The organism is Mycobacterium sp. (genome assembly GCF_019243155.1).
In the GTDB taxonomy this organism is placed as follows: Bacteria; Actinomycetota; Actinomycetes; order Mycobacteriales; family Mycobacteriaceae; genus Mycobacterium.
This window is the reverse complement of sequence record NZ_JAFAUS010000344.1, coordinates 24,039-36,431: the sequence shown is the minus strand read 5'-3', so window position 1 is coordinate 36,431 and position 12,393 is coordinate 24,039. Positions and strand designations below refer to the sequence as shown.

Below are 12,393 nucleotides of genomic sequence, written 5' to 3'. Positions count from 1 at the left end.
AAGGACATCATGACGACTCACGCAGCTGTCACGTCACAGACCGATGTGGTCGACTTTCTGTCCGGCCAGCACGAGCAGATCAGGTCTTTGTTCGCCAAAACGCTTGCCGCATCCGGTGAAGCACGGGAGAAGGCGTTCGTCGACCTTCGCCGGATGCTCGCCGTACACGAAACCGTCGAGGAAGAGATCGTTCACCCACGAGCCAAGCGGAAGATCGCCAACGGCGAAACGGTGGTAGAACGGCACCTCGAGGAGGAGCACGAAGCCAAGACGATTCTGGCGAAGCTCGAGAAGTTGGACGTCAGCACCGAAGAATTCACCCGGATGCTGACCGAACTGCGCGACGCCGTGCTCGATCATGCTCGGCACGAGGAAAAAGACGAGTTCACCAAGCTTGGCGAGCAATTGAGCAGCGATGAACTGGAGAGCATGGGGCGCGCTGCCAAGCTCGCCGAAGCGATCGCACCCACCCGGCCACACGCCGGAGTCGAGTCGCAGCTGGCGAATCTGGTTGCGGGGCCGTTCGCGGCCATGCTGGACCGGGCGCGCGACGCCATCATCGGCAAGGGCTAGAACCGGTTTCGGCCGAAAAGGCAGGGGTATGCCCAGGGCATGACGTCACTGGGCTACTTCCTGTCTTGCGAAGAATTCTCGCCAAATGAATTGGTACGCCAGGCGGCGCGCGCCGAGAGCGCGGGATTTCAGCGGCTCTGGATCTCCGATCACTTCCACCCATGGAACGACCACCAAGGCCAGAGTCCTTTCGTATGGTCGGTGATCGGCGCGCTGTCGCAGGCGTGTTCGTTACCCGTCACCACCGCGGTGACCTGTCCGATTATGCGGATTCATCCGGCACTGGTAGCCCAAGCGGCGGCGACATCGACCGTGCAGCTCGAAGGGCGATTCGTGCTGGGTCTGGGAACCGGAGAGGCTCTCAACGAACACATCAGCGGTCAGCATTGGCCGCCGGCGACGACCAGGCGCGAGATGCTCGAGGAAGCGGTGGAAGTGATCCGCCGGCTGTTCACCGGTAAGCAGATCAGCCACCGCGGAACATATTTCACAGTGGAAAACGCTCGCCTCTACACGCTGCCCGCCGAACCGCCACCTATCTACATCTCCGGATTCGGACCACGCAGCGCCCGGCTGGCGGGCCGGATCGGCGACGGCTACCAGGGCATCATGCCTTCGGACGAACTGTTGTCGGAGTTTCGCAATGCGGGCGGAGCGGGCAAGCCGACCCAAGGCGGTTTCAAAGTGTGCCACTCCGAGACGGTAGAAGAAGGCCTCGCCACCGCCCATCGCCTTTGGCCGAATGATCAACTTCCCGGTGAGCTCGCGCAAATCTTGCCCACACCAAGGCATTTCGAACAGGCCAGCAGCCTGGTGCCCAAGTCGGCCATGGAGGAAATGCCGTGCGGGCCGGACGCCAAGCCGTACATCGACCGGATCCGGGCGTTCATCGACGCCGGATACGACGAGGTGTACGTGCAGCAGATCGGCCCGGAGCACGATCGCTTCTTCGAATTCTGGGAATCCGAGATCGCGCCGGAGTTCGCCGCTTGAGGCCGTGATGGCTGCCAAGACCAGCGCCGAGCGCTATGTACCCGACGATCGCCGCGTCGGTTCATTGCGGTCGGCCGCTCAAAACTGTCGAGGTTGCTCTTTGTTCGAGGACGCCACCCAGACCGTTTTCGGTCACGGTCCACCCGATGCCGCGATCATGCTGGTGGGCGAGCAGCCTGGAGACCAAGAGGACCGCGCCGGCCTGCCCTTCGTCGGTCCCGCCGGCCGGCTGCTCGCCCGCGCTCTCGACGAGGCCGGCATCGATCCCGAGTCGACTTACCAGACCAATGCCGTGAAGCACTTCAAGTTCACCCGCAAGGGTGGCAAACGGCGGATACATCAAAAGCCCAGTCGCACCGAGGTCGTCGCATGCAGGCCGTGGCTCATCGCCGAGATCGAGGCGGTGGAACCGCGGGTGGTCTTGTGCCTCGGCGCCACCGCGGCGCAATCCCTTCTGGGAGCGGCGTTTCGGGTCTCCACTGAGCGCGGCCGGCCAGTCCCATTGCCTGCCGACCTGCGGTTCGATCCCGAGCCGCAAGTGGTAGCTACCGTGCACCCGTCGTCGGTGCTGCGCGATCGCAGCGACGGGCACGACGACGCCTACGCGTCATTTGTCGAGGACCTCCGCAGCGCGCGAGCCATTCTCGCGGGCGGCTAATCACCTCACAGTAGGGATCGTATAGGCCGTCGCATTCAGCTCGGCGATGGGCGACAGGGAAGAAGACATGTCAGCTCTTCTTGTGCGGCAAGAACTCCTGTGCCTTGGTCTTCAGGCCCACCTTGACGAAGCCCGTCCTATTCTCGTCACCGCCGAGGACCGCGGCGGTCGCCGCCTTGAACTGGTCCCAGGTGGCGTGCGGGGGGATGGGAGGCATGTCGGGGTCGGTGTAGACGTCCAGCACCGTCGGGCGGTCGGCCGACAGGGCTTCCCGCCACACGTCGCCGAGTTCCCCGGGATCCTTGACCGACTTTGCGTTGAGTCCCAGGCCGGCCGCGAATGCCGCGAAGTCGATGTCTGGAAGTGACTGCGATTCCACGAATTTGGGTGCTCCCGCCATGGCGCGCATTTCCCAGGTGACCTGGTTGAGGTCGTTGTTGTGCAGGATCGCCACGATGAGTCGCGGGTCATCCCACTGCTGCCAGTACCGTTTGATCGTGATCAGCTCGGCCATGCCGTTCATCTGCATGGCTCCGTCGCCGGAGAACGCGATCACCGGCCGCTGCGGGTTGGCGAATTTCGCCCCGATGGCGTATGGCACACCGGGGCCCATGGTGGCGAGGGTGCCGGACAAGGAGCCGCGAATGTTACCGCGGAAACGCAGGTTTCGGGCGTACCAATTGGCCGCGGATCCGGAATCGGCTGTCACGATTGCGTTGTCGGGCAACTGCGGCGAGAGCTCGGAGAACAGCCGCAACGGGTTGATGGGGTTGGCGTCGACCATCGCCTCCATGTCCATGGTTTCCCACCACCGGGCGACGTTCTTTTCGATGCCCTCACGCCACGACCTGTCCTCCTTGCGTTGCAGATGTGGGATCAGTGCTCGCAGAGCGGACTTCGCGTCCGCGACCAGGTTGATCTCGTAGGGGTAACGCATCCCGATCATCCGACCGTCGACGTCGATCTGCACGGCCTTGCACTGGCCGAAGTCGGGCAAGAACTGGGTGTAGGGGAAGCTGGAGCCCACCGTCAACAGCGTGTCGCAGTCGCGCATCAGCTCATAGCTCGGCCGGGTTCCCAGTAGACCGATAGACCCCGTCACCCATGGCAATTCGTCAGACAGGACATCCTTGCCCAACAGGGCCTTGGCCGCGCCGGCGCCGAGCAAGTCGGCCACCTCGGCCAGTTCCTCGTGCGCCCCGCGCGCGCCGGTGCCCACGAGCATGGCGACCTTTTTGCCTTCGTTGAGCACCTGAGCCGCGTGGGCGATGGCCGCGTCGTCGGGTGCGATGGACGGCCACTCGATGCCCAGGCTGGACGGCACCATCTTGAACGCGTGGGTGGGCGGCGAGTAGGGCAGTTCCTGCACGTCGGAAGGGATGATCAGGGCCGTCGGGGCGCGTTGCGTCATCGCCACCCGGATCGCGCGGTCCAGCACGTTCGGCAGTTGCTCTGGCACCGTGACCATCTGCACGTAATCGCTGGCGACGTCCTTGAAGAGGCTGAGCAGATCGACCTCCTGCTGGTACGACCCACCCATGGCGCTGCGGTTCGTCTGCCCGACGATGGCCACCACCGGTACGTGATCGAGCTTGGCGTCGTACAGACCATTGAGCAGGTGGATCGCGCCGGGGCCCGAGGTGGCCATGCAGACCCCGACGTTGCCACTGAACTTGGCGTAGCCGACCGCTTCGAAGGCGCTCATCTCCTCGTGGCGTGACTGGATGAACGTCGGGTGGTTGTCGGCTCGACCCCATGCGGCGAGGATCCCGTTGATGCCGTCGCCGGGATAGCCGAACACGTACTGCACGTCCCATGACCGCAGTCGCTCCAACAGGTAGTCGCTGACTTCTTGCTTGGACATTGCTCTCCTCCTGAATCGTGAAGGTTCACGAGAGTCGTTCTATGTCAACATATTTGCTATTCGTCGAGCGGCCACTCCTGCCGTGGCGGCCTCGACGTCGCGGGCCGCGGCGCTCAATCCGTTCTGGCCGCGGGCAACAAGGGCGACGCGCGCGCCGCGCGTTGCGAAGGCTCTGGCCGTGGCTCGACCTATTCCGGCGCTGGCGCCGGTGACCACCACAGTCAGGTCCCGGTGAGCTGCGTCATCACTCCCACGGGAGTCGTGGTACCCGGGATCCGGGCCCTTATTCCTTTTCACAGCCAGTTCCAACCGGATCACGAAGGGGAGGGAAGCAACGGTTACCTGCGTGCGCTAGGCCGCCAGTTCGGATGTGTTGTTGCTCTTGGCCGCTCGGCGGATCAGCATCCGGGTGGCTTTGTCCAGAATTTCTTGGGCGGCGTCGGGTGGACGGGCGCGTTCGGCGCGACGCACCGCGGCCGCGATGGTCAAGCCATGCTCATACCCGGTGACGACGCGCGGATCCACATAGGAACCGCGAGCCACCGCGGGCGTGTTTCCGAGCTCTCCGGCGACCTCTTTCATTACCGCGGACTCGATACGCTTAGCCTGTCGCTGCGAGACGGCGGGGTCCGCGTCGGCGAAAGCCGCGGCCGCCAACACTGTTCCGTGCCAGGTCCGCAGATCCTTGACGGTGTACTCGTTGCCGACCAGCTCCTTGAATCGAGCATTGAGGTCGTCGGCTCGCAGATCTATCCATCCGGATGAGTTGCGGCACACCAAGAATCGCTCGGTACGGTCCGGGCGACGCATCAGGGAACGCACCGCCCGGACCACCTCGGGATCCTCGATCTCCGCGGTCCGGCGAACCCCGCTCTTAGCGGGAAAGTCGAATTGGACGGCGTCGCGCTTCAGCACGACGTGCTCACACAGGAGCGTGGACAGGCCGTAGGACTCGTTCTCCTCGGCGTACTGCTCACCGCCGGCGCGGAAATAACCACGGTCGAGCAGGCGCAACGCCAATGCCAGCACCCGTTTACGAGTCAGGCCGTCGCGGGAAAGGTCCTTGCGTATGGCGGCTCGCATCGTGGGCAACTGAGCCGACAGCTCCAACACCCGGTCGAATTTCTCCTCGGCGCGTTCCTGCTGCCAGGCAACGTGATACAGATACTGGCGACGTCCGGCCGCGTCGGTGCCAACGGCCTGGATGTGGTCGTTGCGGTAGGGCGAGATCCACACCTTCTTCCAGGCCGGCGGGATGACCAGATCCTTGATGCGCTGCAGGGTTTCGGGATCGGAGAGCAAATTGCCGTCGGGTCCGTAGTACGCGAATCCTTTACCCCGACGCTTGCGTGCGATTCCGGGCTTGTTGAGCACGCTACGACGAAGCCGCATCTGGCGCCCTCCACTTTCATTGGCTGACTGCACAATTACCCGTTGAGCACGTCATTCACACTTCCCGCGATTTTTTTCCGCCAATGCGAAAGCGACCCGCCACAGCGGTGTGGCGGGTCGCTTCCTGGCTGGGTCAGCCTGCCATGAACTCCTGGTAAGCCGACTCCAGATTCGGCGGCAGGGCGGTGGTGTTGCACTGCCGTTCGGTGTCGCCGATCGGTGCCAGGATGCCGCGCAGGTCGAAGTACTCCTGCGGGTGCGCGGTGAAGTAGTTGCGTAGGTTACTGGCGGCCTCCCCGCGTGGCTGGCCGTAGGCGGCCGTGACCACTTGGTTGGCACCCGGATGTCCGGCGAGGTACTGCTCCGCCGAGCCCTGGACCGAGGAGACGGTGCCGTTGACACCCGCGGGACTGCAGTCGGGTGCCGCAGCCGCCGACGGTGCGCCGACGACGCCCATCGCTATTCCGCCGAGCAGAAGTCCGGCGCTGGCGCCGGCCACACGCCGGCGTGCAACGATAGTGCTGATTTTCATTTTCAGTGATTGTCCTTCGAATACAGAATTGATTCGCTGAGCCGCCCGAGGCCTGAAATCCAACGTAGCCGAACTGCACACGAACCGTGTTCGCGGAGAACGAACACCCGGTATGACCTAGTGACCCGTCGCACATAGCCCGCCGAGTTCGTTAAGCAAACAATTAAATCGAAGCGTGAAAACTGAGAGTTCTTAGGAACGCACGCGTGTTTCTTAACTATTCGTAATCAAGCCGTGACCGATACTTTCGTTGGTACGCGGCGGATTTCACCCAGTTGCCGACAGTAGCTGCAGCGCGTCGGTGACCGAGTCGGCCAGCGGTAACCCATGGTCGGTCACCACGCGGGTGAGCCGATGGAGCGCCGGGCCGCCGACCACGGTGCAGTGCAGGCGAGCTTGCCGGCGTTGGTCACTGAGGATCAGTAGCACTTGAAGCCCCGCGCTACCCACGTAGTCAAGGTGACTGGCATCCACGATCAGTGGAGTTTTGAGGGCGAAGCGGCGGATGGCCCGGCCGATGAACTCGGCGTTGGACGCGTCGATTTCGCCTTCGATCCGCACCACGGTTGCCGGGGTACGCGGATAGACCAGCAACTGTGCCCCGGCGCAATAAATCACATAAGCATTGCGCGGTAGCTCGAGTCGATTTGATAGAGCGGTCATGTGATCGCCCCCGTTCAGCTCAAAGGAAGAGCGGCCACGTTTTCACCGGCCGCTGTAAAACGGCAGCTGTGAATTCAACCTGAGGTGACCCTAGCCCCGAGACCGACCCAAGGATAGATGAAGGCAAAAACAGATTCCAAGTGTTCGTTTCCTGGCTCGGCGACGCCCCCGGGGCTGTTCGTTTATCGACTCTTACGGTGCGCGGCGGTGGCCGTCCGTGCTGGGCGGCGGCAGAGTGCTCAGCCAAGTGTCCACGTCGGGACCGACGACGATCGCGTGATCGGTGGCCAACAGCGCTCCGGCGGCGAGACCGTTGACCGAGGGCTGCACGGCCCGCACAGAACGTGAATCACCGTGTCGAGCAAGGACTTTCGATGTCAGCTCGGGCAGCCGAATCGGTTGCGGGCCGGTGATGGTGCGCGGGGTATGCGACTGTCCCAGTGCGGCTTCGACGAGCACGTCGGCAACCGTGTCGGCGGCGATCGGCTGAATCAGCCAGTCCTCCACGACCACTTCGCCGTCAGCGGCGTTCACGGCAGCGGGGTTGGTGGCGAATTCGTACCACTGTGTCGACTTCACGATCGTGGTCGGCACCGGACCGTCGAGCATGATCTCCTTGGCGGCCCGCCTGGCTTCGTAGTAGGCGAACCCGTCGAACACCGGGTCTTCGATGCCCGCGATCGTCGAGACCACCAGACGCTGAACTCCTCCCGCGGCGCACGCGCGCACGATGTTTCGGGAGGCGGTAGCGACGGTCTCGACGATGTCGGATTGCCCATCGGCCGGCATCGGGTTGGACACGTCGATTGCGACGTCGACTCCCTCGAGCGCTCGGGACAGGCCTTGGGCATCCAGCAGGTCGATGCCGTGCCTGCGGGAAATCTCGACGACCTCGACGCCCCGGGATTTCAGCCTGGCAACAACCCGCGATCCACAGCAACCACTCGCCCCGATCACAGCAATCGTGGTCAGTGCCCTCACCCGCCTTTCGTCGGTTGCCCGGCTATTACTACCCACAAATTTGTCGCTGAAACGGCGTTGTCAGCGCTGTGTGGCTGCTCTGAAGGGGCCGTTTGAGAGGGCGTGTGGCGGGAACGATTCAAGTGCGAACGAGCACACCAACAGGAAGGTCGACCCATGGGCGACGAAAAGGGCGGACCGCAGGAAGCGGTCGAAGGCACGGTCGAAGGCGTCAAGGGAAAGATCAAGGAGGTCGGCGGGGCCGTCACCGGCCGCAGCGATTTGAAGAAAGAGGGCGAGGCACAGCAAGATAAGGCCGATGCCCAGCGTGACGCGGCGAAGAAGGAAGCCGAGGCGGATTCCGCGCGGGCCGGTGCCGAGGCCGCCGAAGAGCGCGAGAAGAAGAACCAGTAAGTCGTAGACCAAAAGTGCCCGGCCCCGACCCAGGGGCCGGGCCTCTTTGGTTTCAAATCGCCGCGCCGGGCTATTCCTGGCATAAACCACCTGCCTGTGCGTAGCGTGAGGTGGGTTAGCGAGGTGGAAGATGTTCCTGGTTAAGCGGGTGTCGGCGGTTGTTGCATTTCTGCGCGCCGGCTACCCCAAGGGTGCGCCACCATTTGGGTATGTGCCGTTGTTGGCGCTGCTGCCGCGGCGAGTGACCGATGACGAGATCACCGCTATCGCGAGAAAGCTGCTGGCCCCGAAGCGCCGTCCGGCAGACAGCGTGGATGTCGGCGTGGAAATCACCAGGGTGACTGACCACATGCCGTCTGCTGACGATATCGAGCGGGTTCAAAGTCGTTTGAGCGCAATGAAATAGGCCACACCCCGCCCGGCAAGCGATTCGATTCACACCCGTTCGATATCCACTACCAATGGCCGGTGGTCGGAGATCGGCATGAGTTCGGCCTCGGTCGGGCCCGCCCGCAGACCGTCGTCGTCGGTCAGGATGTGGTCCAGCTGGCGGTCCGGTGTTTGCGCGGGAAACGTCGCGGCCGCGGCCAGCGCACGCATGCCAGACCAGCGCTGGACCGTCGAGGGCGTCATATTGAGGTCCCCGGTCAGCAGGCGCGGGCCGGGTAGGCCGCGCAGGTCATGAATCAGCCGGCGTAGTTGGCGCCGATTCCAGCCTGGGACGAACGACAGATGCGTGTTGGCGACGGTCAGCCGGCCCATCGGGGTGTGCAATTGAGCGATGACCGCCGCTCGCGGCTCTTCGTTGACGACCATCACGCGGTTGGGGCCAGGCAGATACATGGGAAAGCGCATCGGGATGCGGGGCAACCGCAACACCTGCCAACTGGCCACCGGGTATCGGGACAACAGCGCGATCCCATAAGCCGCGGTCCCGGGTTGTTCATGGCCGGTGGCGGCCATCCACGTCGCCCCGGGGGTGCCGGAGATCGCGGCCACGAACCGGTGTTCCACGGCTCCCATCGCGTCGGCGGCGACCGCCGTGAGGTCGGCCCGATCGGAACGCGGTTGCTCGAAATCGACCTCTTGCAGGGCCAATACATCCGGATCCAGCCGGCGCACGCAGTCGCGCAGCCGCTGCGGGTTCACGCCGTCACCCAAGGTGCGGCCATGCAGGATGTTGAAGGTCGCTACGCGCATAGGTTTTCGATACCCGCTCAGCGGGCGCCCGGCACCCCTTCACGAACCGCGACCGAACGGCCGCCGTCGGTGTCGAACACGTCGACGACGACGTCGCTGTCGCGGTAGCACCCGAGCGGCGTCAGTCCGGGTGTCTGCGAAATGACCCCGTGCGCCGCGTCGCCGGTGAGTGGGTAGTCCGGCACCGAGTGGCGCCAGTGCGCGGCGACGATCGTCGCCCCCGGCGCCAAGCGCGGACATTCGCGACGCAACACCGCCGCCAGTGCGTCGGCGCTCAGGTAGTAGGCGACCTCGCTGAGGACCAGCAGGTCGAAGGGCCCCGCCGGCCACGCCGCGTCCAGGGACGCGCAGGCAAGAGTCACTCGATCCCGACAGCCGGCGTCGGCCAGCCGTTCGTCCGCGCCACGCACCGCGGCCTCGGCCACATCCACCGCCGTCACGTGATCGCAGCGTTGTGCCAGTTGCGCGGTCAGGGTTCCGATGGAGCAGCCGGGCTCGAAGGCGTGCCGGTACCGGCGGTTGGGCAGTAGCGCCAAAGTGATCGCGTATTTGCGTTGTTCGTACCATCGCGTCGACAACTGCCAGGGATCATCGGTGTCGGCGTACATCCGGTCGAAATAGGCGTCGGGCAGCCGCATCGTCACAGGAAGACCACCTCGCCGATGGCGAGTAGCCGTTTGAGCACGAAACTCGGTAGGACAGGCGCTGTTTCGCCGGCATGGCGTTGGAACTGGCTTCGATAGCATTCCGCGGCCTGGCGTTTCCGATCCGTCGTTCGGATCGATAACGGCACCGAACGTGCGCGGTCCCATGGCACGCTCGGGTCCAAGGGATGGGCCCAATGCCACATCCAGATCGGATATTCCAGCAAGGCGACGCCGGTGCGTGTGCATGCCGCCGCCGCCGCGCGGCCCACGGCCTCGTGATCGGGATGCCCGTCGCCCCGCCACGTCGCCGCACACCACGTCCGGGGGCCGGCGTTCTCCAGGATTTCTGTGAGCGAGTCGGCGAGGCTGTCCTCGTGGTCAGCCAGCTCGCCGTCGGGCAAACCCAGTGACGCGATCGCTGAAACCCCCAAAATGCGTGCCGCTCTGCGCAATTCGTGCTTGCGCGTGGCCTCCATGCGAAGCCGGTCCGCCGACGTCGCATCGACGTGGGCGGCTCCGCCGTCGCTGACCGACACCACCAGGACCTCCGTGCCCGACGCGACCAGCTGGGCGGTCATCGCGCCCAGGCCGAGCGTTTCGTCGTCGGGATGGGGGGCGACGACGATCAAGCGCCGGCACTCCGTCAGATCCAGCGGCGGCAGCGGGCTGTTCTCAAAAGCGGCCAGCCATAACGGTGCCGGGGTACCGCCGTGGGTCAGCGGTTTGGCCGCGAACTTGACGCAGTTGCCGGACAAGGCGGTTCGCACGGTCTCTCACCCCCGCTGGCCCGCGAGTAGCCCGAGTTCGGCCAAGTCGCGCTCGGCGTGACTCTGTCGGATGTAGATGCTCAGGTCCGCGACCCGCTGGGCGTGCCTCCCGTCTTGGCACAGCGGTCCGGGCCCCAGGGCGCGTCCGGTTCGGGTGATGGCTTCGTCGACGGCGTGCTCCACCACCGTGCGGACTCGGCGGGCCAGCAGCTGGGCTTTGCCCTCACGGTCGAAGGGATCGGAGTCGACCTCAACGGCCGCCGCGGCCAGCATCGCGTCGCCGGCGGCAAGCGCAGCGTCCACCGCGCCCAGGTGCGCCAGCGAATATGCGTCGGCCGATTGGCTTGCGGCGCAACGATAGAGGGGATCGGCCACCCGGCGCGCTCCGCCGAGCCAGCAGGCGGCGACGCCGATTGCGCCATGCCAGAATCCGGGCCGGCCCAGATAGTTGCCAGGGTCGCCCACGGCAACCGCGACGGCGTTGGTGAACTGAACGGGCCGCGTATCGCTCCCGGCCATTCCGGCGTTCCACCAGGTGCTGGGCAGGGCCTTGACGTGCGAGTCGGCCACGTTGACGGCGAATAAGCCGCGCTTGCCATCCTCGAGCCGTGCGGTCACCAGCGCATGGGTGCAGAAGCCGGCGCCCGAGCACCACACCTTCGTGCCGGACAGGGTGAACGCGCCGTTGTTGGCGGTGGCCGTCAGCACCGCATCCGGTGCCTCGGCCGCCCAGACGCCCCACAACTGTCCGGGGTCGGGGGGTTTGCCGCCCAACTCGTGGAGTATCGCGACAGCGTCGACATGGGCTTCGGCGACCCGGGCCGCAACAATGTTGTCCTCAGCCAGCTCCGCCAGCCGTTCCCAGCGTTCGGCGGTGCGACCGGAGGCAGGCAGCGGCAACTCGAGTCGTCCCGACTCGAGCCAATGCATGACCAACCCCGCCGTCACACGCAATCACCCGCCACCGATCTCCCCAATTGCTTGAGGTGGTGAGCGAACCCGTGCGGCGCCCGGGCCTGGGTTCGCGCCGAAGTAGTGACTGACAAGTCGGTGTCGCGGTGGATGGAGTAGCCGGCGGCCTCGAAGCGCTCGACCAAATCGACATCCTCACCGGAGGCCAGTGTGCGAAAGCCGCCGACGCGCCAGTAGGCCGCGGCGCTGAATCCCATGTTGGCGCCGTGAATGTGGTCGTGGTCGCCGTCCGCGTCACGGGAAGATTGGCCATAAGACTCCAGGTAGCGCTCGGCGACGTCGTCCGCGTGCTGCAGCCAGTCGGCCACCCGGACGATGCCCAGGACCATGTCCACGCCGAGTCCAAGCTGATCGACCAGCCAACCGGGATCCACGCGACTGTCGGCGTCGGTGGTCGCGTACCAGCACCTGATGTCGTCTCCGACCAGCGAGCGGGCATAGCCGAAGCCGACCGCCCGGGCGGCCCCGACGTTGTGCACGTCGGCGCTGATGAAGTGCACATCGGGTCCGTACTGGCCGGCCAGGCTCGCGCTGCCATCGTCGCAGCCGTCGAGCACCACCACGATCGTGACCGGCACCGGCGCGCACAGGGCGGCCGTCAGCACCGCGCGCAAGCACGACGGAAGTTTCGCCCGTTCATTGCGAGCGGGAATCACGACGGCGGCCGCGTCGAAGGTGCGAAGCGCAGGGCCTGACATAAGCCAAGATTTTCCCAATTGACCGCATGTTAAACAGGCTTACGAACGACGTCGTTCAGG

General features: G+C 65.0%; 15 protein-coding genes and 1 pseudogene. 5 read left to right on the top strand and 11 right to left on the bottom strand.

Annotated elements, in window-relative coordinates:
- Positions 1–9: 9 nt before the first annotated feature.
- The 3 genes from JOZ00_RS17815 to JOZ00_RS17805 are packed head-to-tail and all read left to right on the top strand — an operon-like array spanning position 10 to position 2,224.
- Entirely contained in the window at positions 10–573 is a 564-nt protein-coding gene (locus tag JOZ00_RS17815) for a hemerythrin domain-containing protein (protein ID WP_293345897.1), read from the top strand.
- A gap of 39 nt (positions 574–612) precedes the next feature.
- On the top strand, positions 613–1,566 hold the full coding sequence (locus tag JOZ00_RS17810; RefSeq protein ID WP_293345891.1) for a TIGR03557 family F420-dependent LLM class oxidoreductase: 954 nt from the start codon (positions 613–615) through the stop codon (positions 1,564–1,566).
- Positions 1,567–1,573: 7 nt separating this feature from the next.
- Entirely contained in the window at positions 1,574–2,224 is a 651-nt protein-coding gene (locus JOZ00_RS17805; RefSeq protein ID WP_293345889.1) for a UdgX family uracil-DNA binding protein, read from the top strand.
- A gap of 70 nt (positions 2,225–2,294) precedes the next feature.
- On the opposite strand, the gene JOZ00_RS17800 is transcribed toward JOZ00_RS17805, so the two are convergent.
- From JOZ00_RS17800 to JOZ00_RS17775, 6 genes and pseudogenes are all read right to left on the bottom strand, one after another.
- Positions 2,295–4,088 (bottom strand): thiamine pyrophosphate-requiring protein, encoded by a 1,794-nt coding sequence (locus JOZ00_RS17800; RefSeq protein ID WP_293345887.1) that lies wholly within the window; start codon positions 4,086–4,088, stop codon positions 2,295–2,297.
- Positions 4,089–4,175: 87 nt separating this feature from the next.
- A pseudogene (locus JOZ00_RS17795) lies at positions 4,176–4,307 on the bottom strand (SDR family NAD(P)-dependent oxidoreductase); the annotation flags it as partial.
- A 132-nt stretch (positions 4,308–4,439) separates the two neighbouring features.
- Positions 4,440–5,480, bottom strand: a complete 1,041-nt coding sequence (locus JOZ00_RS17790; RefSeq protein ID WP_293345885.1) for a DNA topoisomerase IB — start codon at positions 5,478–5,480, stop codon at positions 4,440–4,442.
- A 133-nt stretch (positions 5,481–5,613) separates the two neighbouring features.
- A complete protein-coding gene (locus JOZ00_RS17785; protein WP_293345883.1) occupies positions 5,614–6,012 on the bottom strand; it encodes a hemophore-related protein in 399 nt (132 codons plus the stop codon).
- 267 nt (positions 6,013–6,279) lie between these two features.
- Positions 6,280–6,675 carry an STAS domain-containing protein gene (locus tag JOZ00_RS17780; RefSeq protein ID WP_293345881.1) on the bottom strand — a complete coding sequence of 132 codons (396 nt, stop codon included), beginning with the start codon at positions 6,673–6,675 and terminating at the stop codon, positions 6,280–6,282.
- A 192-nt stretch (positions 6,676–6,867) separates the two neighbouring features.
- Positions 6,868–7,656: an NAD(P)H-binding protein gene (locus JOZ00_RS17775; RefSeq protein ID WP_293345879.1), complete on the bottom strand. Its 789-nt coding sequence runs from the start codon at positions 7,654–7,656 to the stop codon at positions 6,868–6,870.
- A 156-nt stretch (positions 7,657–7,812) separates the two neighbouring features.
- On the opposite strand from JOZ00_RS17775, the gene JOZ00_RS17770 reads away from it, so the two are divergent.
- The gene (locus JOZ00_RS17770) at positions 7,813–8,049 is read left to right on the top strand and encodes a CsbD family protein (protein WP_293345877.1); all 237 of its coding nucleotides are present in this window, start codon (positions 7,813–7,815) and stop codon (positions 8,047–8,049) included.
- A 130-nt stretch (positions 8,050–8,179) separates the two neighbouring features.
- Positions 8,180–8,455 carry a DUF3349 domain-containing protein gene (locus JOZ00_RS17765; protein WP_293345875.1) on the top strand — a complete coding sequence of 92 codons (276 nt, stop codon included), beginning with the start codon at positions 8,180–8,182 and terminating at the stop codon, positions 8,453–8,455.
- 29 nt (positions 8,456–8,484) lie between these two features.
- On the opposite strand, the gene JOZ00_RS17760 is transcribed toward JOZ00_RS17765, so the two are convergent.
- Genes JOZ00_RS17760 through JOZ00_RS17740 form a run of 5 tightly spaced genes read right to left on the bottom strand, consistent with a single transcriptional unit; the run spans position 8,485 to position 12,333 of the window.
- Positions 8,485–9,249, bottom strand: a complete 765-nt coding sequence (locus JOZ00_RS17760) for an endonuclease/exonuclease/phosphatase family protein (protein WP_293345873.1) — start codon at positions 9,247–9,249, stop codon at positions 8,485–8,487.
- A 17-nt stretch (positions 9,250–9,266) separates the two neighbouring features.
- Positions 9,267–9,887 carry an SAM-dependent methyltransferase gene (locus tag JOZ00_RS17755; protein ID WP_293345895.1) on the bottom strand — a complete coding sequence of 207 codons (621 nt, stop codon included), beginning with the start codon at positions 9,885–9,887 and terminating at the stop codon, positions 9,267–9,269.
- A 2-nt stretch (positions 9,888–9,889) separates the two neighbouring features.
- On the bottom strand, positions 9,890–10,663 hold the full coding sequence (locus tag JOZ00_RS17750) for a PIG-L deacetylase family protein (RefSeq protein ID WP_293345871.1): 774 nt from the start codon (positions 10,661–10,663) through the stop codon (positions 9,890–9,892).
- Positions 10,664–10,669: 6 nt separating this feature from the next.
- On the bottom strand, positions 10,670–11,611 hold the full coding sequence (locus tag JOZ00_RS17745; RefSeq protein WP_293345869.1) for an acyl-CoA dehydrogenase family protein: 942 nt from the start codon (positions 11,609–11,611) through the stop codon (positions 10,670–10,672).
- Positions 11,608–12,333 (bottom strand): glycosyltransferase, encoded by a 726-nt coding sequence (locus tag JOZ00_RS17740; protein WP_293345867.1) that lies wholly within the window; start codon positions 12,331–12,333, stop codon positions 11,608–11,610. Before JOZ00_RS17740 ends, JOZ00_RS17745 begins: the two co-directional genes overlap by 4 nt.
- Positions 12,334–12,393: the final 60 nt, after the last annotated feature.